At 70.4% G+C, this 24,321-nt stretch carries 24 protein-coding genes; 10 read left to right on the forward strand and 14 right to left on the reverse strand.

Annotated elements, in window-relative coordinates:
• The first annotated feature begins 99 nt into the window (after nucleotides 1-99).
• From urtB to urtE, 4 genes are read left to right on the forward strand one after another with little or no spacing between them, the layout of a single operon-like run.
• Entirely contained in the window at nucleotides 100-966 is an 867-nt protein-coding gene (urtB, locus tag ACZ6QO_RS04600) for an urea ABC transporter permease subunit UrtB (RefSeq protein ID WP_465847636.1), read from the forward strand.
• Nucleotides 963-2,162, forward strand: a complete 1,200-nt coding sequence (urtC, locus tag ACZ6QO_RS04605) for an urea ABC transporter permease subunit UrtC (RefSeq protein ID WP_465847638.1) — start codon at nucleotides 963-965, stop codon at nucleotides 2,160-2,162. Before urtB ends, urtC begins: the two co-directional genes overlap by 4 nt.
• Nucleotides 2,159-2,935, forward strand: a complete 777-nt coding sequence (gene urtD, locus ACZ6QO_RS04610; protein ID WP_465847640.1) for an urea ABC transporter ATP-binding protein UrtD — start codon at nucleotides 2,159-2,161, stop codon at nucleotides 2,933-2,935. The genes urtC and urtD overlap by 4 nt, the downstream gene beginning before the upstream one ends.
• Nucleotides 2,935-3,627 carry an urea ABC transporter ATP-binding subunit UrtE gene (gene urtE / locus ACZ6QO_RS04615; protein WP_465847642.1) on the forward strand — a complete coding sequence of 231 codons (693 nt, stop codon included), beginning with the start codon at nucleotides 2,935-2,937 and terminating at the stop codon, nucleotides 3,625-3,627. Before urtD ends, urtE begins: the two co-directional genes overlap by 1 nt.
• A 6-nt stretch (nucleotides 3,628-3,633) precedes the next feature.
• Here urtE and ctaD read toward each other — a convergent pair whose 3' ends face one another.
• Nucleotides 3,634-5,298, reverse strand: coding sequence for an aa3-type cytochrome oxidase subunit I (ctaD, locus tag ACZ6QO_RS04620; protein WP_465847644.1), 1,665 nt, complete (start codon nucleotides 5,296-5,298; stop codon nucleotides 3,634-3,636).
• A 250-nt stretch (nucleotides 5,299-5,548) separates the two neighbouring features.
• On the opposite strand from ctaD, the gene ACZ6QO_RS04625 reads away from it, so the two are divergent.
• Nucleotides 5,549-5,794, forward strand: coding sequence for a DUF2630 family protein (locus ACZ6QO_RS04625; RefSeq protein ID WP_465847646.1), 246 nt, complete (start codon nucleotides 5,549-5,551; stop codon nucleotides 5,792-5,794).
• Nucleotides 5,795-6,145: 351 nt separating this feature from the next.
• Nucleotides 6,146-7,858, forward strand: coding sequence for a 2-isopropylmalate synthase (gene leuA, locus ACZ6QO_RS04630; RefSeq protein WP_465847647.1), 1,713 nt, complete (start codon nucleotides 6,146-6,148; stop codon nucleotides 7,856-7,858).
• 23 nt (nucleotides 7,859-7,881) lie between these two features.
• On the opposite strand, the gene ACZ6QO_RS04635 is transcribed toward leuA, so the two are convergent.
• Entirely contained in the window at nucleotides 7,882-9,009 is a 1,128-nt protein-coding gene (locus tag ACZ6QO_RS04635; RefSeq protein ID WP_465847649.1) for a sensor histidine kinase, read from the reverse strand.
• Entirely contained in the window at nucleotides 9,006-9,662 is a 657-nt protein-coding gene (locus ACZ6QO_RS04640; protein WP_465847651.1) for a response regulator transcription factor, read from the reverse strand. The genes ACZ6QO_RS04635 and ACZ6QO_RS04640 overlap by 4 nt, the downstream gene beginning before the upstream one ends.
• An 87-nt stretch (nucleotides 9,663-9,749) precedes the next feature.
• Here ACZ6QO_RS04640 and ACZ6QO_RS04645 point away from each other — a divergent pair, with 87 nt between their 5' ends.
• On the forward strand, nucleotides 9,750-9,929 hold the full coding sequence (locus ACZ6QO_RS04645; RefSeq protein ID WP_465847653.1) for a hypothetical protein: 180 nt from the start codon (nucleotides 9,750-9,752) through the stop codon (nucleotides 9,927-9,929).
• On the opposite strand, the gene bla is transcribed toward ACZ6QO_RS04645, so the two are convergent.
• A complete protein-coding gene (gene bla / locus ACZ6QO_RS04650) occupies nucleotides 9,926-10,939 on the reverse strand; it encodes a class A beta-lactamase (protein ID WP_465847655.1) in 1,014 nt (337 codons plus the stop codon). The genes ACZ6QO_RS04645 and bla overlap by 4 nt on opposite strands.
• 311 nt (nucleotides 10,940-11,250) lie before the next feature.
• Between bla and ACZ6QO_RS04655 the strand changes: the two genes are divergently transcribed.
• Nucleotides 11,251-12,027 carry a hemerythrin domain-containing protein gene (locus tag ACZ6QO_RS04655; RefSeq protein ID WP_465847657.1) on the forward strand — a complete coding sequence of 259 codons (777 nt, stop codon included), beginning with the start codon at nucleotides 11,251-11,253 and terminating at the stop codon, nucleotides 12,025-12,027.
• Nucleotides 12,028-12,203: 176 nt separating this feature from the next.
• On the opposite strand, the gene ACZ6QO_RS04660 is transcribed toward ACZ6QO_RS04655, so the two are convergent.
• The 3 genes from ACZ6QO_RS04660 to ACZ6QO_RS04670 all read right to left on the reverse strand — a co-directional run bounded on the left by ACZ6QO_RS04660 (nucleotide 12,204) and on the right by ACZ6QO_RS04670 (nucleotide 14,230).
• Nucleotides 12,204-12,644: an SRPBCC family protein gene (locus ACZ6QO_RS04660; RefSeq protein ID WP_465847658.1), complete on the reverse strand. Its 441-nt coding sequence runs from the start codon at nucleotides 12,642-12,644 to the stop codon at nucleotides 12,204-12,206.
• Between the two features lie 39 nt (nucleotides 12,645-12,683).
• On the reverse strand, nucleotides 12,684-13,034 hold the full coding sequence (locus ACZ6QO_RS04665) for an ArsR/SmtB family transcription factor (protein WP_465847660.1): 351 nt from the start codon (nucleotides 13,032-13,034) through the stop codon (nucleotides 12,684-12,686).
• 206 nt (nucleotides 13,035-13,240) lie between these two features.
• Nucleotides 13,241-14,230, reverse strand: coding sequence for a sigma-70 family RNA polymerase sigma factor (locus ACZ6QO_RS04670; RefSeq protein WP_465847662.1), 990 nt, complete (start codon nucleotides 14,228-14,230; stop codon nucleotides 13,241-13,243).
• Between the two features lie 147 nt (nucleotides 14,231-14,377).
• Between ACZ6QO_RS04670 and ACZ6QO_RS04675 the strand changes: the two genes are divergently transcribed.
• Nucleotides 14,378-15,001, forward strand: coding sequence for a maleylpyruvate isomerase family mycothiol-dependent enzyme (locus tag ACZ6QO_RS04675; RefSeq protein ID WP_465847664.1), 624 nt, complete (start codon nucleotides 14,378-14,380; stop codon nucleotides 14,999-15,001).
• A gap of 75 nt (nucleotides 15,002-15,076) precedes the next feature.
• Here ACZ6QO_RS04675 and ACZ6QO_RS04680 read toward each other — a convergent pair whose 3' ends face one another.
• The 7 genes from ACZ6QO_RS04680 to ACZ6QO_RS04710 form a co-directional block, all read right to left on the reverse strand.
• Nucleotides 15,077-15,529, reverse strand: coding sequence for a hypothetical protein (locus ACZ6QO_RS04680; RefSeq protein ID WP_465847666.1), 453 nt, complete (start codon nucleotides 15,527-15,529; stop codon nucleotides 15,077-15,079).
• Between the two features lie 428 nt (nucleotides 15,530-15,957).
• The gene (locus ACZ6QO_RS04685) at nucleotides 15,958-16,665 is read right to left on the reverse strand and encodes a vWA domain-containing protein (RefSeq protein ID WP_465847668.1); all 708 of its coding nucleotides are present in this window, start codon (nucleotides 16,663-16,665) and stop codon (nucleotides 15,958-15,960) included.
• Between the two features lie 80 nt (nucleotides 16,666-16,745).
• The gene (locus tag ACZ6QO_RS04690; RefSeq protein WP_465847670.1) at nucleotides 16,746-17,819 is read right to left on the reverse strand and encodes a protein kinase domain-containing protein; all 1,074 of its coding nucleotides are present in this window, start codon (nucleotides 17,817-17,819) and stop codon (nucleotides 16,746-16,748) included.
• A gap of 2 nt (nucleotides 17,820-17,821) precedes the next feature.
• A complete protein-coding gene (locus tag ACZ6QO_RS04695; RefSeq protein ID WP_465847671.1) occupies nucleotides 17,822-18,889 on the reverse strand; it encodes a hypothetical protein in 1,068 nt (355 codons plus the stop codon).
• 55 nt (nucleotides 18,890-18,944) lie between these two features.
• Nucleotides 18,945-20,033 carry a hypothetical protein gene (locus tag ACZ6QO_RS04700; RefSeq protein ID WP_465847673.1) on the reverse strand — a complete coding sequence of 363 codons (1,089 nt, stop codon included), beginning with the start codon at nucleotides 20,031-20,033 and terminating at the stop codon, nucleotides 18,945-18,947.
• 52 nt (nucleotides 20,034-20,085) lie between these two features.
• Nucleotides 20,086-22,461, reverse strand: coding sequence for a hypothetical protein (locus ACZ6QO_RS04705; RefSeq protein ID WP_465847675.1), 2,376 nt, complete (start codon nucleotides 22,459-22,461; stop codon nucleotides 20,086-20,088).
• A 78-nt stretch (nucleotides 22,462-22,539) separates the two neighbouring features.
• Nucleotides 22,540-23,865 carry an AfsR/SARP family transcriptional regulator gene (locus ACZ6QO_RS04710; RefSeq protein WP_465847677.1) on the reverse strand — a complete coding sequence of 442 codons (1,326 nt, stop codon included), beginning with the start codon at nucleotides 23,863-23,865 and terminating at the stop codon, nucleotides 22,540-22,542.
• A gap of 211 nt (nucleotides 23,866-24,076) precedes the next feature.
• Here ACZ6QO_RS04710 and ACZ6QO_RS04715 point away from each other — a divergent pair, with 211 nt between their 5' ends.
• Entirely contained in the window at nucleotides 24,077-24,283 is a 207-nt protein-coding gene (locus ACZ6QO_RS04715) for a DUF397 domain-containing protein (protein ID WP_465847679.1), read from the forward strand.
• Nucleotides 24,284-24,321: the final 38 nt, after the last annotated feature.

Here is a 24,321-nt window from a genome sequence, read left to right on the forward strand (position 1 = left end):
GTGAGGAGCACCTCATCAGTGACACCGGGACATCAGTGACACAGAGACGGCCGCGCGGCGGCACGCGGAATCGGCGGGGAAGGCAAGGGAGGTGAGCGGGTGGAGGCCATAGTCAACCAGCTGCCCATCGGGCTCTCGATCGCGGCCGTGCTGCTTCTCATCGCACTCGGCCTGACGTTCACGTTCGGCCAGATGGGCGTGATCAACATGGCCCACGGCGAGTTCATCATGGCGGGCGCCTACACCGCCTACCTGCTCCAGGGCTGGGCGGGACGGCAGGCGGTGCTGGTCGCGCTGCCGGTCGCGTTCGCCGTGGCCGGGGTCATGGGGCTGATCCTCGAGCGGCTGGCCATCCGGCACTTCTACGGCCGCCCGCTGGACACTCTGCTGCTGACCTGGGGCGTCAGCCTGGTGCTGCAGCAGCTCGCCCGCGACCTGTTCGGCGCGCCCAACGTCCAGGTGCAGGCGCCGGCATGGCTGCAGGGCGGGGTCGGGATCCTGCCGTACAACCGGCTGTTCATCTTCGCGCTGGCCGTCGGCAGCGTCGTGGCGATCTGGGCGTACATGAACCGCACCTCGCAGGGGCGGCGGATGCAGGCGGTCATGCAGAACCGGCAGCTCGCCGCCGTCAGCGGCATCAACACCGGTCGGGTGGACCAGCGCACCTTCTTCATCGGTTCCGGCCTGGCCGGCATCGCCGGGGTGGCGCTCACGCTGATCGGCCCGGTCGGCCCGGCGCTCGGCACCTACTACATCGTGGACGCGTTCCTCGTCGTGGTCGCCGGCGGCCTCGGCCAGCTGCGCGGCGCGGTGATCGCGGCCGTCGCCCTGGGCCTGCTGAACTCCTACGCCGAGTTCTGGACCAACGCGAGCCTGGCCAAGGTCATCGTGTTCGTGGTCATCATCGGATTCCTGCAGGTGCGGCCGCAGGGACTGTTCGTGCTGAGAGCGAGGGCGCTCACATGACGGCGACCGTGCGGAAGGTCGTGCCGCTCGCTCCGGCGGACGGCGGCCGGCCGTGGCGCGACCGGGTCAAGGGCCCGGCGGTGTTCACGCTCGTGGCCGTGCTGGCCCTGGTGGTGGCGCCGGCGCTGCTCGAGCCGTTCCGCCTGGGACTGCTCGCCAAGTACCTCTGCTTCGGCATCGTCGCGCTCGGCATCGGGCTGGCGTGGGGTCAAGGCGGCATGCTGACCCTCGGCCAGGGCGTGTTCTTCGGGCTCGGCGGCTACGCGATGGGCATGTACCTCAAACTGCACGACGCGGGCGGCGACCTGCCGGACTTCATGGTGTGGAGCGGCGTGGAGAAGCTGCCCGCGCTGTGGGCGCCGTTCGGGAACCCGCTGTTCGCCATCGCCTTCGCCGTCGCGGGGCCGGTGCTGCTCGCCGTCCTGCTCGGCACGCTGGTGTTCCGGCAGCGCGTCCGCGGCGCCTACTTCGCGATCCTGACGCAGGCGCTCGCCGCCGCCACGGTCATCCTGCTGGTCGGCCAGCAGGGGCTGACCGGCGGCACCAACGGCCTGACGAACTTCTTCGACCTGTTCGGCCAGGACCTGGCCGCCGACCAGACGCAGCGCGGGCTGTACCTGGTGGTGGCGGCGGTGCTGGGCCTGCTGTACCTGCTGGCCTGGCAGCTCGTCCGCAGCCGCTTCGGCCGGCTGCTGGTGGCGATCAGGGACGGCGAGGACCGCGTCCGCTTCCTCGGCTACAACCCCGCGACCGTCAAGACCGTCACCTTCGCGGTGTCGGCGGGGATGGCCGGGCTGGCCGGGGCGCTCTTCGTGCCGGTCGTCGGCATCATCTCGCCCGCCCTGCTCGGCGTGGTGCCCTCGCTGGAGCTCGTCGTCGCCGTGGCGGTCGGCGGCAGGTTCTCGCTCGCGGGCGCCGTGCTCGGCGCGGTGCTGATGGGCTACGCCAAGACGGCGTTCAGCGAGCAGTTCGCCGACGGCTGGCTCTATCTGCAGGGGGCGCTGTTCATCCTGGTGATCAGCCTGGCGCCCAAGGGCGTGTTCGGCCTGGCCGCCGCCGCCAGGAACCTGCTGGCCGCGAGGATGCCACGCCGGACGCCGCCGGCGGCGCGACCGCCGGAACCGGCGGTCCCGGACGACGGCCGCGGCCCAGACGTGAGCGTCCCCCTGATCGAGGTACCGGAGTCGCGAGCATGAGCGGGGCACTGCTGGAGGTGCGCGACCTGTCGGTGGTCTTCGACGGGTTCCGCGCGCTGGACGGGGTCGACCTCACCGTCGAGCAGGGGGAGCTGCGCTTCCTCATCGGGCCGAACGGCGCGGGCAAGACCACGCTGATCGACGTCATCACCGGGCTGACCAAGCCCGCCGCGGGCACCGTGCGGTTCGAGGGCGGGGACCTGGTCGGCCGCAAGGAGCACGAGATCGTCCGGATGGGCGTGGGCCGCACCTTCCAGACCTCGGTCGTGTTCGAGGAGCTCACCGTGGTGGAGAACCTCGACCTGGCCGCGTCGTTCCGCAGGCCGCTGTGGTCGCTGGCCCGCCGCCGGCGCGGGGTGTCCGACGCGGTGGCGGCGGCCATGGAGACCACCGGCCTCGACCTGCTCGCCGGCAGGCCCGCCGGGGTGCTGTCCCACGGGCAGCGGCAGTGGCTGGAGATCGGCATGCTCATCGCCCAGCGGCCCCGGCTGCTGCTGCTGGACGAGCCGGTCGCCGGCATGTCCGCCGAGGAACGCCTGCGCACCGGCGAGCTGCTCACCGAGATCGCCAAGGATCACACGGTGATCGTGATCGAGCACGACATGGACTTCCTGCGGCGGTACGCGTCCCAGGTCACGGTGCTCCACGAGGGCAGGGTGCTCGTCGAGGGCTCGGTCGACCAGGTGCGGGCCGACCCTCGTGTACAGGAGGTCTATCTGGGCAGGGCCGAGGAGAGATCCAAGGGCGCGGCCACCGCCGGAGAGGTGAAGTGATGCTGTCGGTGCAGGGCTTGTCAGCGGGGTACGGCAGGGCGCGGGTGCTCTTCGACGTGTCCTTCGAGGTGGAGGCCGGCAGCCTGGTGTGCGTCATGGGACGCAACGGCGTGGGCAAGACCACGCTGCTCAACACCGTGATGGGCGTGCTGCCCGCGACGGCGGGGACGGTCACGTTCGAGGGCAGGGACGTCACCCGGCTGCGGCCGCACGAGCGGGTGCGCCTCGGCCTCGGCTACGTCCCGCAGGGACACGAGACGTTCCCGCAGCTCAGCGTGATGGGCAACCTGCTGGTGACGGTGGAGGCGTCCACGCACAAGGACCCCGCCTCGATCGACGAGGCGCTTGAGGTCTTTCCCCGGCTGAAGCCGCTGCTGAAGAGGCGCGCGGGCTTCCTGTCGGGCGGCCAGCAGCAGCAGCTCGCGATGGCGCGGGCGCTGGTGACCCGGCCCAAGCTGCTGATCCTGGACGAGCCGACCGAGGGCATCCAGCCGTCCATCATCCTGGAGATCGAGGAGGCGATCGAACGGCTGCACGACTCGGGGCTGGCGGTGCTGCTCGTCGAGCAGTACCTGGACCTCGCGCTGCGGCTCGCCGACCGCTTCCTCATCCTGGACGCCGGGCACGTCGTGCGCGCCGGCACCGCCGACGAGCTCCGCGAGGAAGAGGTGCACCGCCTGCTGGCCGTCTGACCGCGGTCACTCCCGCCTGCCGGTCCGCTCGATCGTCCGCGGCAGGTGGGAGTAGTGCAGGTCGAAGGCCGGGCGCTCGGAGCGTATCGGCGGGATGCTCGTGAAGTTGTGCCGCGGGGGTGGGCAGGATGTCGCCCATTCGAGCGAGTTGCCGAAGCCCCACGGGTCGTCGATGGTCACCCTGGGGGCGCGCCGCCAGGTGTACCAGATGTTGTACAGGAACGGCAGCGTCGAGGCGCCCAGGATGAACGCGCCGACCGACGAGATCAGGTTCGCGACCTCGAAGCCGTCGGTCGCCGCGTAGTCGGCGTACCGGCGCGGCATCCCCTGCGCGCCCAGCCAGTGCTGGACGAGGAAGGTGGTGTGGAACCCGACGAACAGCAGCCAGAAGTGCCACTTGCCCAGCTTGTCGTTGAGCATCGTGCCGGTGAGCTTGGGCCACCAGAAGTAGAAGCCGGAGAACATCGCGAACACCACGGTGCCGAAGACGACGTAGTGGAAGTGGGCGACCACGAAGTAGGAGTCGCTCACCTGGAAGTCCAGCGGCGGCGAGGCGAGGATGACGCCGGTCAGGCCGCCGAACAGGAACGTCACCAGGAAGCCGACGGCGAACATCATCGGCGTCGGGAACGTGAGGTGCCCGCGCCACATCGTCCCGACCCAGTTGAAGAACTTCACCCCGGTCGGCACGGCGATGAGGAAGCTCATGAACGAGAAGAACGGCAGCAGCACCTGGCCGGTGACGAACATGTGGTGCGCCCACACCGTCATCGACAGGCCCGCGATCGCGATGGTCGCCCCGACCAGGCCGATGTAGCCGAACACCGGCTTGCGGCTGAACACCGGCAGCACCTCGGTGATGATGCCGAAGAACGGCAGCGCGATGATGTACACCTCAGGGTGCCCGAAGAACCAGAACAGGTGCTGCCAGAGCATCGCCCCGCCCGTGTCGGGGTCGTAGATGTGCGTGCCGAGCCTGCGGTCGGCCTCCAGCGCCAGCAGCGCGGCGGCCAGCACCGGGAAGGCCAGCAGCGCGAGCAGGCTGGTCAGCAGGGTGTTCCACGTGAAGATCGGCATCCGGAACATGGTCATGCCGGGGGCGCGCATGCAGATGATCGTGGTGATGAAGTTGACCGCGCCGAGGATCGTCCCGAGCCCTGACATGGACAGCCCCATGATCCACAGGTCCTTGCCGATGTCCGGCGAGTACGTGGACCGGGACAGCGGCGTGTAGGCGGTCCAGCCGAAGTCCGCGGCGCCGCCGGAGGTGAAGAACCCTGACACCACGATGATGCCGCCGAACAGGAACAGCCAGAAGCTGAACATGTTGAGCCGCGGGAACGCCACGTCCGGCGCGCCGATCTGCAGCGGCATGATGGCGTTGGCGAAGCCCGCGAACAGGGGGGTGGCGAACAGCAGCAGCATGACGGCGCCGTGCATGGTGAACAGCTCGTTGTACTGCTTGTTGCCGACGAACTGCAGCCCCGGCCGGGCCAGCTCGGCGCGGACGACCATCGCCATGATGCCGGCGATCAGGAAGAACCCGAACGAGGCGATGAGGTACATGTTGCCGATCACCTTGTGATCGGTGGAGGCGGCCCATCCCGTCAGGAGACGGCCCTTGCGGGCGAGCTTGCTCGACGGGACAGTGGCCTCCCGCGTGTAGATCACCAGCCCGCCTCCCGCCACGTCCCTGCGTTCGTCCTACAAGTCGGTCCGTAGTCCGATTACAGCGCTCAAAAGGGACCTAGTGCCGAAAATGCGGGCAAAAAGCACGGCGGTGACGGCCAGGGTTTCTTTACCGCACCGGCGACGACCCGCGTCCTCACCCGTGTGCGCGCGTCGTCCACAGCCGGCCGGGGTGACGGGCGGCGGGCGGCGCGGTGCCCGTAAGCTCCCTGCTGAAGACAGGAGGAAACCAATGCAGGATGGCGAGATCCTCGCGAAGATCAAGGGCCTCATCGCCGAGGAGCACGATCTGCGCGCGCGGGTGAGCACCGGAGAGGTGTCCGCGGACGAGGAGCACGGCCGGGTCCGCGAGCTGGAGGAGGCCCTCGACCAGTGCTGGGACCTGCTGCGCCAGCGTAAGGCGCGCAGAGAGTTCGGCGAGGACCCCGACTTCTCCAGTCCGCGCCCGGTCGACGAGGTCGAGAACTACCAGCAGTAGATCGCGTCGGGTCCCCGGCCCGGGGGCGAGATCCGGGCCGGGGCCGCAAGCACGTCGCCACGTACCACCACGTACCGCCGCGTTCCCCCTCCCGCACCCCTGCCGGGGCCTTCGCGTTACGAGATGGCGTCGGCGTCTGCTACGGTCGTGGGTATGCTGCGCGGGCTGCTTCTTAGCTGCCGCGGCGAGGGCCTGTAAGAGGCCGGCTCCCTCGCCGCGGAGCGAGCCATGCGCGTCGGCCGCTTTGCAGGGTTAATCCCGGTGGCGACCACTCTCTGATGCATCAGACCAGCTCAGGCGTTCTGTCCTGACGTGCGCCGCCCCCGGTTCCGACACGAGCAGGAGCACGCCATGTATCCCGAGCAGCAGCCCAGCGCCATGCCCTTCCAGCGCTACCAGTCGTTCGCCCCGGTGCGGCTGACCGACCGCACCTGGCCCGACAAGGTGATCGACCGGGCCCCCCGATGGTGCGCGGTCGACCTGCGCGACGGCAACCAGGCGCTGATCGACCCGATGGACTCCCACCGCAAGCTGCGCATGTTCGACCTGCTGGTACGCATGGGCTACAAGGAGATCGAGGTGGGGTTCCCCGCCGCCTCGCAGACCGAGTTCGACTTCATCCGGCAGATCATCGAAGAGGACCGCATCCCCGACGACGTGGTCATCCAGGTGCTGACGCAGGCGCGGCCCGAGCTGATCGAGCGCACCTTCGAGTCGCTGCGCGGCGCCAAGCAGGCCATCGTCCACCTGTACAACTCCACCTCGACCCTCCAGCGCCGCGTCGTGTTCGGCCTGGACAAAGAGGGCATCACGGCCATCGCCGTCGAGGGTGCCAAGCTGTGCAAGAAGCTCGCCGACACGATGGGCGACACCGAGATCTACTTCCAGTACTCGCCTGAGTCCTTCACCGGCACCGAGCTGGAGTACGCCGTCGAGGTGTGCGACGCCGTCAACGACGTCTGGCAGCCCACCCCCGACCGCAAGGTCATCATCAACCTGCCGGCCACCGTCGAGATGGCCACGCCGAACGTCTACGCCGACCAGATCGAGTGGATGCACCGAAACCTGGCCTACCGCGACTCCATCGTGTTGTCCCTGCACCCGCACAACGACCGCGGCACGGCCGTCGCCGCCGCCGAGCTGGGCTTCCAGGCCGGCGCCGACCGCATCGAGGGCTGCCTGTTCGGCAACGGCGAGCGCACCGGCAACGTCTGCCTGGTCACCCTGGGCCTGAACCTCTTCTCGCAGGGCATCGACCCGCAGGTCGACTTCGGCGACATCGACGAGATCCGCCGCGTCGTGGAGTACTGCAACCAGCTCCCGGTCCACCCCCGCCACCCCTACGGCGGCGAGCTGGTGTACACCGCCTTCTCCGGCTCCCACCAGGACGCCATCAAGAAGGGGCTGGAGGCGCTCGAGCGCGACGCCGCGGCCGACGGCGTGCCGGTCGACGACTTCGCCTGGGCCGTCCCGTACCTGCCGATCGATCCCAAGGACGTCGGGCGCACCTACGAGGCCGTCATCCGGGTCAACAGCCAGTCCGGCAAGGGCGGCGTGGCCTACATCATGAAGGCCGAGCACGGCTTCGACCTGCCGCGCCGGCTGCAGATCGAGTTCTCCGGCGTCATCCAGACCCACACCGACACCGCGGGCGGCGAGGTCACCCCGGCGCAGATGTGGGAGGTCTTCAGCGACGAGTTCCTCCCGAGCACGGTCAAGCCGTGGGGGCACTTCGGCCTGCTGGCGCACCGCAACGTCTCCCAGGTCGACGAGAAGGACGCCATCAGCGCCGACATCCGCATCGGCGGCGAGATCCGCGAGGTCGAGGGCGTGGGCAACGGTCCCATCTCCGCCTTCGTCGACGCCCTCGGCCGCGTCGGGGTCGACGTGCGCGTCCTCGACTACACCGAGCACGCGATGAGCGCGGGCTCCGACGCCCGGGCCGCCGCCTACGTCGAGTGCCAGGTGGGCGAGCGCGTCCTGTGGGGCGTCGGCGTCGACGGCAACACCGTCACCGCCTCCCTCAAGGCCATCCTCTCCGCCGTCAACCGCGCCCTGCGCTGACCGATCGCCGGGCCTCTCCGCCGTCAGCCGGGGTCCTGCGCCGGCCGATCGCCGGGCCTCTCCGCCGTCAGCCGGGGTCCTGCGCCGGCCGGTCGCCCGATCTGAGGCAGGGTCGCGGCGACCGTCAGCCCGCCGCCCGGGTTCGGATGGGCCGTCACGGTCATCGCGTGGGCTGCGGCGATCGAAGCGACGATGGAAAGGCCCAGGCCGGAGCCGCCGGCGCTCACCGTGCGGTCCGGAGCCATCCGGCGGAAGGGTTCGAACAGCTCGGGGATGCGTTCCGCGGGAACCTCGGGGCCGGTGTTGGTGACGACCAGCCCGGCCTCCGGGGTCACCCGCACCTCCACGCTTCCGCCGGGCACATTGTGCCGGACCCCGTTGTCCACCAGGTTGGTCACCAGCTGGGTGAGCAGTACGGGGTCTCCGATCACGGTGGTGGGCCGGGCTCGCAGCGCGACCCCGGGGAAGCCGGCGACGACGTCCGCGACGACCCGGTCGAACCGCACGGCCACGACGTCGTCGAGGCCGTGGTCGCTGCGTGCCAGCAGCAGCAGCCCGTCGATCAGGCGCTCGGTCCGCCGGTTGGCCTCCAGCAGTTCGGTCCGGAAGCGCTCGATCCGGTCGGGGGTCGGGTCGGCCAGCCCGATCTCGATGGCCGCCCGCTGGATGGCCAGCGGCGTCCGCAGCTCGTGCGAGGCGTTCGCGACGAACCTGCTCTGGGCGGCCACCGCGCGTTCGAGGCGGTCGAGCATGGCGTCGAAGGTGTCGGCCAGCTCTCTCAACTCGTCCTTCGGCCCCTTGAGCGCGATCCGTTCGTCCAGGTTCGTCAGCGACAACCGCCGCGCGGTCGCCGTGATCCGCCCCAGCGGGCGCAGTGTGCGCCCGGCCAGCCACCACCCGGCCCAGATCGAGACAACGATCAGCACGATGCCCGCGACCAGTGTGATGATCGAGACACCGGGGCCGATGTCCGCCGCGTACCGCACGACCGGCGGCGTGCCGTCGCGGCTGTAACGGACGGAGCTCGACTGGGTCTTCGACTGGTACGTGACGCCGAAGGCGAAGAAGACGTTGACGGCCGCCAGTATGGCCATGGACGTGGCGATGAGCAGGACGCTGTAGAACGCGGCGAGCCGGACCCTGAGCGTCATGGCAGGCGGTATCCGCTGCCGGCGACCGTCTCGATGACCGGAGGGTCGCCGAGCTTGCCGCGCAGTTTGCTCATGGTGACCCGGACGACCCCGCTGAACGGGTCGGTGTGCTCGTCCCAGGCCCGTTCCAGCATCTCCTCCGCGCTCACGATCGCGCCGTCCGCCCGCATGAGGACCTCCAGCATGGCGAACTCCTTGCGGGACAGCGCCAGATGGCGACCGGCCCGGAACACCTGCATGCGCGGTGCGTCCATGACGATGTCCCCACGGGTCAGCAGCGGCGGGACGGGGGCCATGCTGCGGCGTCCGAGGGCCTGGACCCGGGCCACGAGTTCCGCGTAGTCGAACGGCTTGGGCAGGTAGTCGTCGGCGCCGAGGCCGAGGCCGGTGACCCGGTCGTGCACCGACGCCGCCGCGGTCAGCATCAGGATCCTCGTACGGGCGCCCGCCTGCGCGAGGTCACGGCAGATGGCGTCGCCGGGCGTCCCCGGCAGGTCGCGGTCGAGCACGAGCACGTCGTAGTCGTTGACGCTGAGCCGTTCGGCCGCCGCCGTGCCGTCATAGGCGACGTCGACCGCCATCGCGTACCTGCGCAGCCCCTCGGCGACCAGGTCCGCGAGGGCCTTCTCGTCCTCGGCCACGAGCACTCGCATGCCCAAGTCATATCCCGTCCCGGGTTACCCCGGCGTTAACGGTCACGGAGACGACCGCGAAACGTCCGGTCCGCGATCGTCTGCCGCATGAGAGAACTCGTCCTGTGCCTGGTGTTCCTGGTCGCCGGATGCGGCGCCATCCCCGGCCTCGGCGCCGACGGCGGGCGGCACGACCAGCTGGTCAAGTATGCCCAGTGCCTTCGCGGGCAGGGAATCAACGCGACCGGCCCACCTCCCGGCGACGACGGCTTCAACCCTTTCAGCTAGGGCAGTTCGCCGAGAGCGCGGGCGAGGACGGTGGCGGTGTCCGCGACCACCTTGCTGTCATAGGGAGCCGCGGCGGCCCTGGCGTTGGTGTAGATCGCCATGATCAGCGGCGCGGCCGATGGCGAGGTGCGGATGACGGCGATGTCGTTGGCGCCCCCATAGGTACTGGTGCTGCCCGTCTTGTCGCCGATGATCCAGGTCTTGGGCAGACCCGCGCGGATGCGCTCGCCGCCGGTCGTGTTCGCGAGAAGCCAGGCGTTCAGCCGCGACTCGTCCCGGTCGTCGAGGGCGGAGCCCGCCGCCACCTTCCGCAGATCACGGGCGATGGCCGCCGGAGTGGTCGTGTCCCGCCTCTCCTTGGGACTCCACACGTTCAGCTCGGTCTCCCAGCGGTCCAGCCGGGAGATCGGGTCCTTCAACGTGCGGAAGTACCGCGTCAGGCCCTTCGGCCCGCCGATCTGCTTGAGGATCATGTTCCCCGCGGTGTTGTCGCTATAGATGATCGCCGCCCGGCACAGCTCGGAGACGGTCATCCCATCGTCCACGTGCTTTTCCGTCTCCGGCGAGTTGTCCTTCAGCTCCTCCTTCGTCCAGCGCACGACCCGGCTCATCAGGCCAGGGCTCGACGTGCGCGCCTTCTTCAGCACGGCGGCGCAGGCCATCGCCTTGAAGGTGGACAGCAGCGGGAAGCGTTCGCCGGACCGGTAGCCGAACGCCTTTCCGGTCGCGGTGTCGAGCACGTACGCGCCGATGCGCACGCCGGACGCCTTCTCCAGCTCGCGTAGTTGCCGCCGCGCCGCGGCCGGCGACACCCCGCCGGCCGCGTGGGGGCGGGACGACGGCGTCAGCGCCACCGTCGCCGCGACCGGGGGCGCCCCGCCCGTCGCGTACGGCGCGGCCCATGCCGTGCCGGTCCCATACCCGCTGACGCCCGCCATGACGGAGACCGTCAGAATCCCTGTGCTCGCCGCCGCTCCGAACCGGCGCACCCCGAACATTCGCATTCTCATCCTCACTCGTTGATCGGACTGGACCGCGAGCCAATCAGACCTGTTCGACTTATGTCCAATATCGAGATGAATGCCGGATTCATCCACCGATGGATATCGGACCAGTTCACGACACATGCCGCTCGACCGCGTCCGTCGCGCTCCTCGGGTGGTTCGTGCCGCTCGAACGGCTAGTGGGAGGAGTCGGCGTTAATGCCGCGGATCAAGCATTTACCCACGTGTCGGCGTGGGGGTCAGTGGGACGGGGGACTCTCCCGTTCACACGCGGATGCCTGCGGTGCAACCTGAGAACCGGGCAAAACGGAGATATCGTGGAAGATCATCACTCGCCGGCGGTGAGCCGCCGTGACCTCCTGGGGCTGTCCACCGTCGCCCTGGCCGGCGCGGTGCCCCTGGCCGTATTCCCCGGGTTCGACATCCCGGCTCTCGCGGCGTCCCCCGCGCAGGTCCACGGGCATGGGCACAAGCCGGGGGTGACGCCTCCTGAGGACCTCATGCGGGAGCACGGAGTGCTGAAGAGCATCCTGCTGGTGTACCGGGAGGGGATCCGGCGGATCCAGCGCGGCGAGCAGGTGCCCGCCCACCCGCTGCACGCCGCGGCCCGCGTCATCCGCGACTTCATCGAACGCCACCATGAGCACCTGGAGGAGAGGTACGTCTTCCCGCGCCTGCGCGAGACCGGCAGACTCCGCCACACGGTGGCGGTCCTGTGCACGCAGCACAGGCGGGGACGCGAGCTGACCGACCGCATCCTGGACGCCACCCGCCATTCCAGGGCCTCGGCCCACCGGCGCCACGCCTTGGTCTCCGACATGGCCGCCTTCATCCGCATGTACGAGCCCCACGAGGCCCGGGAGGACACGGTGGTGTTTCCCGCGTTCCGCAAGTTGACCTCCGCCAGGGAGTTCGCCCGCCTGGGCGAGGTTTTCGAGGCCGAGGAGCACCGCCGTTTCGGGCACCGCGGCTTCAACGCCGTGGTCCACCGGGTCACCGACATAGAGAAGGACCTGCGCATCCACGACCTGTCCCGGTTCACCCCGCCGAAGTCATCCCACCACCACAAACACGGCCGAAGCTCGGCCCGCTGACCTCCGGCACCCTCCCTCCGCCCAAAGACACTCGGCGCCCGCGGACCAGACCGGCCGCGGGCCGCCGGGGGCCTCTCCCCCCGGCGGCAGCTTCTCTGGGCTCCCGTTGCCGGCCTGCTGTTGCCGGGCCTGCCGGCGCCGCGCCTCCCGTTGCCGGGCCACGGCGCGCCGCTGTCTCAGGCGTTCGACGCGGTCTGCGCGTAGCCGTCCAGGATGCCGGGCCATCCTCCGGGGGAACCGAACACCTTCGACATCTGCTCGGCCTCCGCGCCGTGCCGTTCGATGTGCCGGTGTTCGAGCTCGACCCGGGTGTGCCCGGCATCCTCGGTGAACCGCACCTCGACCTCGCTGGCGTGGTCGCGGTCCGGGTCGTACTGCCACTGGCCGTTGATCTGCCAGGTGACGACCAGCCGGTGCGGCGGCTCGAAGACCAGGACGCGACCCCAGTCGCACTCGCTCCCGTCGACGTCGCGCTCGTACCAGCGGCCGCCCGCGCGCGGCTCCAGCACGGCCTCCGCCATCTCCGTGGCGCCGATCTTGTGGCCGCGGGGCCACCAGGTGTCGAAGTGCTCGGTGAACAGGCCGAAGGCCCGCTCGATGGAAAGTGCCACGGTCACCGTGTGCCGTATCGGACCAAGAACGTCGTGCATGACTGACTACTCCGTTGTTCCATGACCGTCTCGCGACTGGTCGTCCTGCGCGGCCAACTGCTCCGCCGCCGCCTGGAAGCTCCGCAAGGCTTGGCCCCACATCCGGTCCAGGTAAGCGTGGATGGCCTCGACGCCTCGCCGGTCGATGCGGTAGATGCGCCGCGTCCCCTCTGCCTGGTCGGTGACGAGGCCCGCTTCTTTCAGCACTCGCAGATGCTGCGACACCGCCGGCCTGCTGACCGGCAGCTCGTTGGCGAGCTGGCCCACGGCTTTGGGGCCGAGCGCGAGGCACTCGAAGATGGCCCGCCGCGTCGGATCGGCCAATGCCGCGAGCGCGTCCACTCCGTAAGCTCCCACGAACCGTTAGTCTGCACTTACCAATTAATCCTGTCAAGACGCCCAAAAGACCACAACCTGAGCCCTTCGCCTCCGTCCGACCTCAACCTGACGGCAACCGACGCGTCAGATCCACGGCGACGACCGCGTCAGCGAAAGAGCGACGATCGTGTCAGCTGCATACCGTCCAGCGTGTCAGCGAGGCGGCGTCCAGCGTGTCAGCTCTGTCACGGCCGGGGGCTGCTCGGGTGGCCGGTGCTCGGGTGGCCGAAGAGCCGGGTCAGCCGGTCGGCGTCCAGGTAGGTGGTGATGCCGCTGATCAGGCCCTCGGACACGTCGAGGAGGACCAGCGCGAAGGGGACGTGCACACCGTCGGGTCCGGGTCTCGTCTGCCAGAACGCCGGCGAGCCGTTCGCCGCGACCGGAATGAGGCGCGCCCCGGCGCAGGACGCGGCCGGATCGAGCAGCGCCTGCCTGATCTGGTCGCGGCCGCGAAGCCACCAGGCGAAGGGAGGCATCGACATCGTCGCGTCCTCGCGCAGCAGGGCGACGAGCGCGGCGATGTCATGACGCTCGAACGCGGTGCAATAGCGGCTGAGCAACTCACGCTGGACAGGATCGGACGGCCGGAAGGGCTCGCCGGACGTGACGTCGACCGCCTTGAGCGTCGACCTTGCCCGCTGCAACGCGCTGGTGACCGACGCGGCGGTGGTCTCCAGCAGGGTCGCGACCTCCTCGGTCCGCCAGCGCAGCACCTCGCGCAGGATCAGCACCACTCTCTGCCGCGGCGGCAGGTGCTGCAGCGCGGCGACGAACGCCAGGCGGACCGTCTCACGCCGCACGGCCACCTCCTGCGGATCGCCGTCCAGCGGCAGCACGAGAGAGTCGGGAACGGGGTGGACGAAGAGCCGCTCGGACACCGGCTCGCCGATGCTCGGGCCGGGCGTCCCGGCCGGGCTGAGATCCATGGCCAGTGCCCGGCGCTGCGGGCTGCGCAGCATGTCGAGGCAGATGTTGGTGGCGATGCTGTAGAGCCAGGTGCGCAGCGAGCCCCGCCGCTCGTCATAGCGGTCGAACGACCGCCAGGCACGCAGCAGCGTCTCCTGCACGGCGTCCTCGGCCTCGAAGCCGGAGCCGAGCAACCGGTAGCAGTATCCGGTCAGTTCGGTGCGGAACGGTTCCAGCCGGGCCCCTACGCCGGTCAGCGTCTCCACCATCCCCCGACCATATGCGCCGTCACCGACATCACCGACGCATCACGGGGCCGGCCGATGAGTTTCCGGCGCCGCCCTCGTATCCCACAGGGATGGACCACGAACGCGCGCACAGAGCAGTGCGCGCGAAGCATGAACGGGAGATCGGCGATGACCGAAGAGCAGCTCAGGGACGCGGTGGCGGCGGAACGGCGCGAGCAGGCCGACCTGCTGGCCGCTCTGCGACCGGAACAGTGGGACGCGCCCACGTTGTGCGACGGCTGGAGGGTACGCGAGGTCGTCGCCCACACGACGATGCCCTTCCGCACCTCGCTCGGCAGGACGATGGTGGAGTTGCTGAAGGCGCGCGGGAACATCAACCGCATGGCCGACCGGTGCGCGCGCCGCGACGCCGCCAGGCTGCCGGCCGAGACGCTGCTCGCCACCTTGCGGGACAACGCCGCGAATCCGTGGACCCCGCCCGGCGGAGGCGTCCAGGGCGCGCTGGCGCACGACGTCATCCACGGTCTCGACATCACGGTGGGCCTGGGACTGGACCGCCGGGTCCCGCCCGGGAGAGTCGCCATGGTGCTGGCCGGGATGCGGCCGAAGAACATCGCGTTCTTCGGTACCGACCTCACAGGCGTCGCGCTCCAGGCGACCGACCTCGACTGGAGCCACGGCACGGGACAGCCGGTCCGGGGCCTGGCCCAAGACCTGCTCCTCGCGATCTGCGGCCGCCGCCTCCCACCAGGCCGACTCACCGGCGAGACGGCAACCCGGTTCTCCCAGTAGCTCCCCGCGACCTGGCGGCAGGCGGGAACGCCCGGCATGTCGGTAAGGCCGGCATGCCGGGAAGGGGACGGGCGGTCATGAGGTGCTGGGGATCACGGTCAGGACTCTTCTGCCGACCAGCTCGCCGTCGTGGGTGATGATCACCAGGTTGCCGCGGATCTCGTAGGCGTAGGAGCCGTTCTCGGCGAAGTAGCCGGTCGGGGTCTCCACGGCGGGCACGTTCATGCTGGAGCCGGGACGGTCGGTGAACTCCCCGAAGTAATAGACGGCGCCGTCCTCGGTCCGGCACAGGATGATCCTGATGTTCCCCGACACGTACGCGACGACCAGATCCGCCTCCCCGCCGGGTAGTGCCCGGGCGACCCGGCCGGGGCAGGCGGAACCGGCGCGCCGCGGGCCGGCGCCCGTCTCGTCCGCGTCCGCGGCGGCGGCCACCCCTGAGGAACCGCTCGGGGCGGCCCGCGGGGTCAGGGCGGCCAGCATGTCGCTGACCAGCGCGAGCGCGAGGATTCCCGCCACGAGGATCATCGCGGCTATGAGCAGACCCTTCGCCGCAGATCTGTAAGGCGCGTCCGAGATGGGCGCAGGGCCGAGGACCGGGGGCCTCACATGCCCGTTCGGCGGCGGAGCAGCGTACACCATGGGCGTCGCCGGCCGGGTCGACGGCGGGACGTACCCGCCCGTCCCGCCCGGCGCCGCGTGGGGTGGGAAGAAGAGGGCGCCGTCTTGCGGCCGCCGCCCCACGGCTCCCGGCGCCCCCGATGGAGATGGAGGCGGATAAGGCGATGGCGGAATGGACGATGGGGGATATGGCGGTGGCGGAATGGACGACGGGGGATAAGGCGGTGGCGGGGCGGCCTGCGGCTCGGGCCGCCGCTCGTCGCACGCGACGCAAACGCCGCATCCTCCGTCGTTGAAGGTGTCGCACGCCGTGCACCGCCAGGTGGCGTTCGTCATCACAGGCTGTTCACGATGGTGTTGATGATCTCATCCATCTCGACGTCCTCCAGGCCCTGGCCGGCCTTGGACGGGAACTGCAGGGTGTAGTTCCACTCCTCCGTGATGGTCGTCCACGGCTCGGCGTCCGGTGCGAAGAGCACCAGCCTCTTGGCGGAGTTCTCCATCACGGCCGACGGACTGCTCGCGTACCCCCACTGCTCGAACAGCCCGTCCAGGTCGCGGGGGATGTGACGGGGATACGTGGCCGCGGCCAAGGCCTCGGGCATGCCGAGCGGGTGCGCTGGAGCGTCGGTGAACATCACGATGACATGCCGGCGCCGGTCCAATCCCTTCTCCCAAGGCGAGTCGATGGCCAAAGCCAGCGCCTCGAGCCCCGACTCGGGGAAGTCCCCGCCGCCCGAGGGCCGAAGGCCGCGCACGAAGTCCTCGAACGCCGGGGTCTGGTCGGGGAGGACGAAGAACGCGCTCTCCTCGAGCGCGTCGTCCGCGCGGTCCCCGAAGTCGCGGAACGCGATGACCTTCAGCCGCAGCCGGCTGATCGCCTTGCCCTTCCGGCCCATCACGGTCTCCAGCCGCTGGTGGAACGACAGCGCGTTGTTCTTGACGGTGTCCAGCACCGGTCGCATGCTTTCGGTCACGTCGATGCAGAGCACGATGTCCACGGCGTATCGCAGGTTCGCCGGGTGATGTCCGATAGAAGTCATGACGTTTCCCTTCTCAGATGGGGGCGAGGCCGGCGAACCGGCGCGCGTCCGCCGGCCGCCGGTGGGCGTGCGGGCGCCGATCAGCTCTTGCCGAGGTTGACGCGCAGGCGCGAGGCGCCCGTGCCGGCACGGGACGGCGGGGTGACACCGTCGGCGTGGGGAAGAGGTTGACGGTCTCTCCCATGCTGGTCGGGCCGCATGTGAGAGGGCGGCTCCTCGCCCGGCGCCGCGTGCGGCGTCGCACGAGGGCCAGGGCCGCCGAGAAGCCCGCAGGCGGCGGGGTCGCGCAATGCCTCCACGAACGCGGAGACCGGCGGACGGGTCAGCGGATCGGCGCCGGTCATCGACCGCACCAGCTCCCGCGTCGCCGGTGTCAGCCGGTCGTCCACGCGCAGGCCGGCGCCCGCGTTCACCGCGTCGGCCGGCGAGCCGAACACGGGATCGTGTGCGGGCAGCGCGCCCGTCACGTAGTAGTGCGTCATCAGCCCCAGGGCGAAGATGTCCACGGCGGTGCGAAGCCGCTCCGCCGTGACGGTCTCGTCGCCCTGGACGTACCGCCGCCACTCGGGCGCTCCGTACAGCGAGTCGCCGGTTATGGTCTCGCGGGCCGGGGGATCTCCCGCGACGTAGGAGTCGTCGAAGTCGATGAGCTTGGCGGTGTGGAAGCTGCCCGCGGTCCTCTTCTGGATCAGCACGTTGGCGGGTTTGAGGTCACCGTGCACGACGCCGATGTCGTGCAGGAGGCCGATGCTCAGCGCCAGCGTCCGCAGCAAGATCGACTTCTCCCGTGCCGGGAGCGACCACGGCTCCGCGAGATCGCACGCGTCGATGCGCTCTGTCACCTTGTAGTAGGTGGAGCCCTGGTGGAAGAAGTCGACCGCCAGGACGAGGTTGCCCGCACCGACCGCGTCCGGGCGCAGGCGCCCCATGATGGCGCGATGCCGCCTCTCGAACTCCTCGCATTCTCGAAGCCGCGCCGCTGTGCTCGCCGTCCCCGCGGTGGAGCCCTGTCGCGGGCGCTTCGGTTCGAGAAAGCGCTTCACGAAGTACCGCCGGCCGTCGCGCTCCGCGAAGGCCCACACGCATTTCCCGCCGCCGTCGTTGGTCGGCGGGCTGACGATGCGGTAACCGTTGATGACGCCCCCCAGCTTCATGGTCACCCCTCGGAGCGCGGTGGCATGAGACGCTCGTAGCCGGGCCGGTAGAGATCCCAGCGGCTCCGCCGCCACCCTCGGATCCGCGCTTCGCCGCCGCGCGCGACGTCGTCGGGCATCGTGTAGCGGGCCTCCACCTCCCGCCATCGAGCCGTGTAGGCGTCCTTGAGCTCCGCGAACCCTGAGTAGCCGAAGGCGGCCAGGCACAAGGACGCGTCGTCGGCCGAGTACGCCGCCCCCCACCCCGCCAGTGACCGCGCCCACTCCTGCTCATCGGACGCCGTCGACAAGGCCTCCAGGAGCAGCGACTCGAAGCCCGCAGGTGTGTCGACGTAGCCGAAGAAGCCGTCCGTGGCGCAGATCAGGACGCATGGTGTGTCCAGCAGCACGTTCTGGGAGTCGATGGTGAACGGACGGTCCACGCAGATCAGGTTCGTCAGAGGGGGATCCATGAGCAGCTGATCCAACGCGTCGGTCTCGACGGTGTGATCCCTTGTGAGCGCCTGCAGGCCCGACCGCTCCGTCAGCACGTAGCCCCGGGAGTCCCCGGCCCACAGGGCTTCGCAGTCGACCAGCGCGCCGTGCAGCCGGTAGCGGAGCGCCGCCATCGTGGTGGGAAGGGTCCTGCGCATGGTCCCGACCAGCTTGTTGCCGCGGGTGCCCGGCCGTACGGCGTCCAGTGACCGCGCCAGGTGGCCGCGCAGTGGTCCCGCGCCGAACCCGGCGCCTTCGCGCAGGCGCTCCAGGTACCAGGATTCGACCCCCTTGCGCGCCATGCGGGCGGCGACGAAGGCCCCGGTGCGCGGTGTCCCGTCGCGGGTCACGTGGTCCCGCGCCGCTCCCGCGCCGCCGGCCCCGTCGAACACGCCGATGATGCCCTCGGCGGTCGGCGCATGATGCACGAAAAGAGGTTCGGCGTCCTCCCCGGCGCCGACGCTCCGCTCCACCCACACACCGACGGCCAGCATCTCCGGCGCGCGGTGATGCCAGACGGCCGTCCCTTCCTTGGGCAGGCCTCTCGGCACCTCCCGGAGCGGCGTCTCCTCCTCCACCGGCTCACGGTCGTTCACGCCGCGCTCCCTCCGTGCCTCGTCGTGCCGGACGGCACAGGGCTGAAGGGCCGCTTCATCTCGGCCGGCCACCGGATCCTCCATCGTGTTCCTCCGTTGCATAGATGTGGGTGCCGCGGAGCCGGTCGGTATGCCGCGCGGGTTCGCCGGCAGGTCGCCGATCGCCGTCCGCGTCGTCGGCGGGCCGGTACTGCGACGGTCTGGACGCCTCCGCGTCGTCGGCGGGCCGGTACTGCGACGGTCCGGACGCCTCCTCCTCGCGCCGGGTCGTGCCGATCTCGCCGGTCAGCGAGCCCCGCAGGCGCCTGGAGCGGGTGCCTCCGAAGGGCGCGGCGGAGCCGCCCATGATCCGGTCCAGCAGTGCGCGCTCCGCGTGGAGCAGGTCGAAGGGCTCCCGATCGGTGCCGGATTTGCTCAGCACGTGCTCCAGGGCACGAAGCAGCTCTCCGCGCTCGGCCGCCTCCGCCGTCGTGACGAAGTCCAGCACGGCCCTCGGCCCCTCGACCCTGAGCAGCTCGGCGAGCGTCCCTTCCACGCCGTCGCGGCGCATCCAGGCCAGCTCGTGGTTCCTGCGCAGGTCGGCGAGCCGGGCCGAACGTTCGATGGCCCGGTACGCGCGGCCGGTGGTGGCGATCTCGTCCGGGTCGACCTGGAGTTCGACGTAGACGTTGCGCAGGCGGATCGCGGCGTCGCCGGTGAACCCGTGCAGCTCGCGGTTCAGCGCCTCCTCCGCCTCGTGGAACTGCGCGATGTCGTACCGGCGGGACACCTGGCGCAGCCGCCACTTGACGTGGTCGTAGATCGCGCCGCTGATGTCGCGGATGCCGCGCCGCACGATCTCCGCCGCGTCCCCCACCAGGCAGGTGAGCCGGACGAGCCCCTGGAAGGCGAAGTTCGCGTCCCTGCTCAGCAGGTCCACGTAGAGGACGACCTGGTGCTCGGCGATGTCGACGAGGAACATGCGCTGGTAGGCGCCGTACCAGGCCTCGGAGATCTGCTCTCCGTGGTGGACGGTCAGCGGCTCGCCGACGTGCGGAACGAGCACCAGCGCGGTGCCCGGTTTCGGCGGGCGCAGCGGGTTGATGAGCCGGATCCATGGCAGATCGTGGCTCTCGATGATGGGGTCGTAGGTGAACTGTGACATGTCGTCTCCCTTCTGTAGGTCACGCGTGTGGGGTGACCTTGTTCATCGACGGTCATCGAAGGCGGCGCAGCAGTTCGGCGTGAAGCTCCGCCGCGGCTCGCGAAGGGTTGGCCCGGTCGCCTCCCCATTCGCCCAGGTACCAGGCGAGACGCTCGCGGTGCCGGCCCCGCCGCGCCGCGATGTCGAACACGACCCGGCGCAGGTTCTCCCCGGCCGCCGTGTCGGCCGCGGCGTAGGCGTCGAGACTTTCGCGTAGCGCTTCGAGCGCGAGCGTCTGGACCGGTTTGCGGTCGAGGCCGCGCGCCCACAGCTCGCTGATCTGCTCGTGGTACTCGCCGGCGCAGGACAGGAGCACGGGAAGCGGACGGCGGCCCCGGGGATCGGCGTGATGCCGTCCCAGGCCGATCTCCCCGTCGTCCGGCGGAGGCTGGCGGAGCGCGAAGACGAAGATGGACAGGGCCTTGGTGACCAGGGGAGAGGTGTCCTGCGGCTCTGACCATTCGAGCAACGCGGTCAGGACCTCGCCGGTGTGGCCCTGTTCGATCAGCCGGAGCAGACTCCAGCCGACCGGCTGGAGGAACTTCCAGTCGTCGCGGTCGAGCAGCGTGCGCAGCGCCCTGGTCGACCGCCGCGGGTCCTGCGCGCCGAACCGGCTGCCGAACGCCGTGGCGGCCGCCAGCGACAGCCGCCGCTCGGAGGGCGAGTCCGACTCTTCGGTCCACGATTCGAGCAGGCGCCACACCCGTTCGGTCAGCGGCGGTGCGCTTCCCGCGACGCCGAGCGCGGTCGCCGCTCCGATCCGCATGGGGGCGGTCGAGCTGCCGCCCCACCGGCGCAGGTAACGGTGGACGGCGTGGTCGTAGTCGCCCCAGGCGATGACGCCCGCCGCCACCGCCGCCCGGGCTCGCACGTCGATGTCGGGATGGGTCACCAGCTCGCCGAGCCAGGTCAAGATCGTCGAGCGATGGCCGTCGAGGTAGGTCCACGCGTAGGCCAGCACCGCCTGTCGCATCAGCCGGTTGCGGAAACGGACCCGCGGCGGCTCGGCCTGCGCGGCCGGGCCGATGCCGCCGGTGGGCGCGTGGATCTCGATCCACCGGTGGTCGATTCCGAGGCGGTCACGGAAACGCAGGTCGGGCGGGTCTTCCAGCGTGGGCTTGAGCAAACGGTAGAGCGCGACCGCGGCGTCGGACACCGTCAGGTACGCCGCGTCCTCCAGCACCGCGGCCGCGAGCGCGAACACCCACGACTCGGGGTCGCCGTGGCGGCCGAACCACGCGTGGACCTGCCTGGTCGGATCACGCAGTTCCCTGACGGCGGCCTCGACGTCGCCATCGGCGCCGATGACGGACGCCAGATGCACGGCCACCTGCGGCTGGGGGACCTCGCGGAGCAGGTCCAGCGCCCCGGTGGCCGAGAGCGTCGCCCGCAGGATCGCCCTGTCCTGCGGGGACGAGTCGTCGTCCAGGACACGCCGCTCGATGAGGCGGACAAGGTCGATCTCGCCGAGCGAGGTGAGCACATGCCGGGAACGGCGCGCCGCGTCCTCCAGCGCCCCGCGAGGAGGCTCGGTGACCAGGACCATGTAGCTGCCCAGCTTCTTGAGCCGGGCCGCGGTCTCGGCCAGCCACCACTCGTCGATGGTCTCCACCGTCAGGCGCTGCGGCTCGGCGGAGGCGGCGGGGGCGTCATCGAGCAGGACGACGTAGCCCTTGCCGCGGTGGCGCGGCTCGTCCTCCAGCTCCTCGATGATGGACGAGTCGGTGACGAGGTAGCACCCGTGGTCCTCCCCGCCGTCGCCCCCGTTCGCGGACGTCTCCTCGGACGCCCTGCCCGCCGTCGCGCAGGACGTCGCGTCTCCGTTCTGCCGGAGCATTCTGGCCACGAGGTTGAACGCCGCGGCCTTGCGACCGCCCGGCACCATGGCGAGCACGAGCAGCCGCCGCTCCTGGAGCACGCGCAGTGCGTGGTCGAATCGGGACGGGTAGAGGTAGAACGCGGTGTTGTCGGCCAGATGCTCGCCGTCGATCAGCCGGAGCCTCCTGCCCGCGCCACCGGAGTTCCCGCGGGCCGCCATGTTGAGCCCGCCGGTGATGCTGACGGTGTCCTGGAACAGGGCCAGGGTTCCGATCCGCGTGCCGAGCGAGCCTGTCTGCAGCTGTTCGGCGACCCGGTCCGCGATCGCGGCCACCCGGGCGGACTCGGTGTGCTCTGTATCCTCGCCGCGGCTCATGGCCGCGATGGCGTCCTGCTCGCTGAGCGGTTCGTCCTGGTCGCCCTCCGGGCCGGGCCGGACGGGGGCCTCTTCGGGTGCCGGGGGGTCGCCGCCCTGCGGGACGTTGCGCCCGGCGTCGTCCGCGGCCGCCGAACCTGGGCGATTCGGCGCCGCGGGAGGTTCCTTGGGCGGGACGCCCTGCCGCTGGTTCATCAAGATCTCCCTGTTTCCGCCATGCCGAGGGAAGGGTGCGGAAAGGACGCGACGCCCCGCACCCTGTGTCGGCGAGGGTCAGTTGTAGATGTTCCAGCCGCCGCTGATCTTCACGGTGCCGTTGACGACCTGCGCGTGGTTGATCGACTCCGCGTTGATGGCCGTGCCCGCGGTGCGTCTCTCCTGCCTGCGCACCTGCTTGACGAGGTGTCCGATATCGCGCGCGAAGTCGCGGTCGCGTCCCATGTGGACGACGATGACGTCCCGCAGGGCGCGCACGGCCTCTGGAGCGGCCGGGGAGACACGGACGACGGCCAGCGCCGCCTCGCCTCGTGTGTCCCCTCTGAACTGGTTGAACACCCGGTCGATAAGTCTGTCGGCCGGCTCGCTCGCCGGATGGACCACGAACTCGTCCGGCGAACCGGCGAGGTTCTCGGCCACCAGCCGGGCGGCCCTCATCCCGATGTCCTTGCCGCCGCGGCGGGCGCCTGTGCCGCTGTCGTCCGCGGTGCCTCCGGCCCCCGTACCGCCATCGTGGCCGGTGTCGTCGTCGTACGTGCCGCGGGGGCTCGCCTCGGAGGAGGCGGACGCGGCCGGTGCGTCCTGCCCCGGCCCGTGCGCGGGGCCGGGGGCGTCGAGCGCCGAATCCTGCGCGAGGACCTGCTGGTGCAGCCGCCGCAGCTCGGGCCCGGGGTCGACGCCGATCTCGTCGGCCAGCCGGTCTCTGACGCGATGGAAGGTCGCGAGCGCGTCCTTCTGACGCCCAGCCTGGTAGTAGGCCCGCATGAGGAGGCACGCCAGTCCCTCGTCGGCCGGCCACTCGTCGGCCATGTCGATCAGTTCCGGCAGCACGCGCTGGTGGTGGCCGAGCCGCAGCTCGGCTTCGACGCAGATGGTGAGCACGGTTCGGTACTCGGTCCGCAGCCGCACCCGGTAGCCATCGGCCCAGCGCCCCGTCAGGCCGGCCAGCGGCTGTCCGGCCGGCCGGCCGAAGGAGCCGCCCCATTGCCGCAGCGCCTCGCGCGACAGACGTACGGCCTCCGCGTCGTCATGGCCGGCCATCTGCCGGGCCGCGTGGAAGCGGTCGTGGAACCGGTGCAGGTCGACTTGTTCGCGGTCCACGGACATCCGGTAGCCCGCGCTCTCCTTGGGCGGGAGAACGTCGCCCGCCGCCCCCGCGTTCAGCAGGTTTCTGCGCAGGGCGCCCGCATAGGACTGGAGCAGATCCTGGACCGTCGCGGGAGGCTTCTCGTCCCAGAGCTTGGCGATCAATTCGTCATCGGAGATCGGGTGGCCTTCCGCCACCAGCAGCGCCGCCAGGATGTGGCGGCATTTGCGGTCACCGAGGTCGACGCGAACCTCTCCGGCGTAGGCGTCGACGCCGCTCAATAATCGGAACTCCATTGCTCACCTCTCAAGGGGAAGGTTGACGGTGGTACGTGGTCGAGGCGGCGGAGGGGTGCGTGCGGCGCTGCCGGCGTGTCTCCCCGCCGGCCTCCCCGTTCACCTCCCTGCGCGCCTCCCTGTCCGTGACCAGGCAAAGCTCCCTGCGGGGGATCGCACTCTTCTTCTGCGGGCGGCGAGATGGCCTCCCAGAACAGAAGGAGAAGGATCCATGGCGAACGGCGTGCACCAGAAGGCCGCGTGGTTCAAGGCGACCTTCAGCGACAACGGCGGCGGCTGCGTCGAGGTCGCGATGTTCGAGGGCGGGGTCGCGGTCCGGGACTCCAAGAACTCCCACAGCCCGGTGCTGTTCTTCACCGACCAGGAGTGGGAGGCCTTCCTCGCCGGTGCTCGAGCGGGTGAGTTCGACCTGAACTGACGCGGGATTCGCGTGCGGGGAGCACCGGCGCCGGCTCG

This window comes from Sphaerisporangium sp. NPDC049457, assembly GCF_055586705.1.

Excerpts from the sequence above, each read along its gene's own strand:
- ACZ6QO_RS04705 (WP_465847675.1), bottom strand. The coding sequence starts at position 22,461 with ATGAACCAGCGGCAGGGCGTCCCGCCCAAGGAACCTCCCGCGGCGCCG.
- ACZ6QO_RS04680 (WP_465847666.1), bottom strand. The coding sequence starts at position 15,529 with ATGATCCTCGTGGCGGGAATCCTCGCGCTCGCGCTGGTCAGCGACATG.
- ACZ6QO_RS04690 (WP_465847670.1), bottom strand. The coding sequence starts at position 17,819 with ATGAAGCTGGGGGGCGTCATCAACGGTTACCGCATCGTCAGCCCGCCG.
- ACZ6QO_RS04685 (WP_465847668.1), bottom strand. The coding sequence starts at position 16,665 with ATGACTTCTATCGGACATCACCCGGCGAACCTGCGATACGCCGTGGAC.
- urtE (WP_465847642.1), top strand. The coding sequence starts at position 2,935 with ATGCTGTCGGTGCAGGGCTTGTCAGCGGGGTACGGCAGGGCGCGGGTG.
- bla (WP_465847655.1), bottom strand. The coding sequence starts at position 10,939 with ATGAGAATGCGAATGTTCGGGGTGCGCCGGTTCGGAGCGGCGGCGAGC.
- ACZ6QO_RS04670 (WP_465847662.1), bottom strand. The coding sequence starts at position 14,230 with ATGGTGGAGACGCTGACCGGCGTAGGGGCCCGGCTGGAACCGTTCCGC.
- ACZ6QO_RS04675 (WP_465847664.1), top strand. The coding sequence starts at position 14,378 with ATGACCGAAGAGCAGCTCAGGGACGCGGTGGCGGCGGAACGGCGCGAG.
- ACZ6QO_RS04625 (WP_465847646.1), top strand. The coding sequence starts at position 5,549 with ATGCAGGATGGCGAGATCCTCGCGAAGATCAAGGGCCTCATCGCCGAG.
- ACZ6QO_RS04645 (WP_465847653.1), top strand. The coding sequence starts at position 9,750 with ATGAGAGAACTCGTCCTGTGCCTGGTGTTCCTGGTCGCCGGATGCGGC.
- ACZ6QO_RS04715 (WP_465847679.1), top strand. The coding sequence starts at position 24,077 with ATGGCGAACGGCGTGCACCAGAAGGCCGCGTGGTTCAAGGCGACCTTC.
- ACZ6QO_RS04640 (WP_465847651.1), bottom strand. The coding sequence starts at position 9,662 with ATGCGAGTGCTCGTGGCCGAGGACGAGAAGGCCCTCGCGGACCTGGTC.
- ACZ6QO_RS04635 (WP_465847649.1), bottom strand. The coding sequence starts at position 9,009 with ATGACGCTCAGGGTCCGGCTCGCCGCGTTCTACAGCGTCCTGCTCATC.
- urtD (WP_465847640.1), top strand. The coding sequence starts at position 2,159 with ATGAGCGGGGCACTGCTGGAGGTGCGCGACCTGTCGGTGGTCTTCGAC.
- ACZ6QO_RS04700 (WP_465847673.1), bottom strand. The coding sequence starts at position 20,033 with ATGTCACAGTTCACCTACGACCCCATCATCGAGAGCCACGATCTGCCA.
- leuA (WP_465847647.1), top strand. The coding sequence starts at position 6,146 with ATGTATCCCGAGCAGCAGCCCAGCGCCATGCCCTTCCAGCGCTACCAG.
- ACZ6QO_RS04710 (WP_465847677.1), bottom strand. The coding sequence starts at position 23,865 with ATGGAGTTCCGATTATTGAGCGGCGTCGACGCCTACGCCGGAGAGGTT.
- urtC (WP_465847638.1), top strand. The coding sequence starts at position 963 with ATGACGGCGACCGTGCGGAAGGTCGTGCCGCTCGCTCCGGCGGACGGC.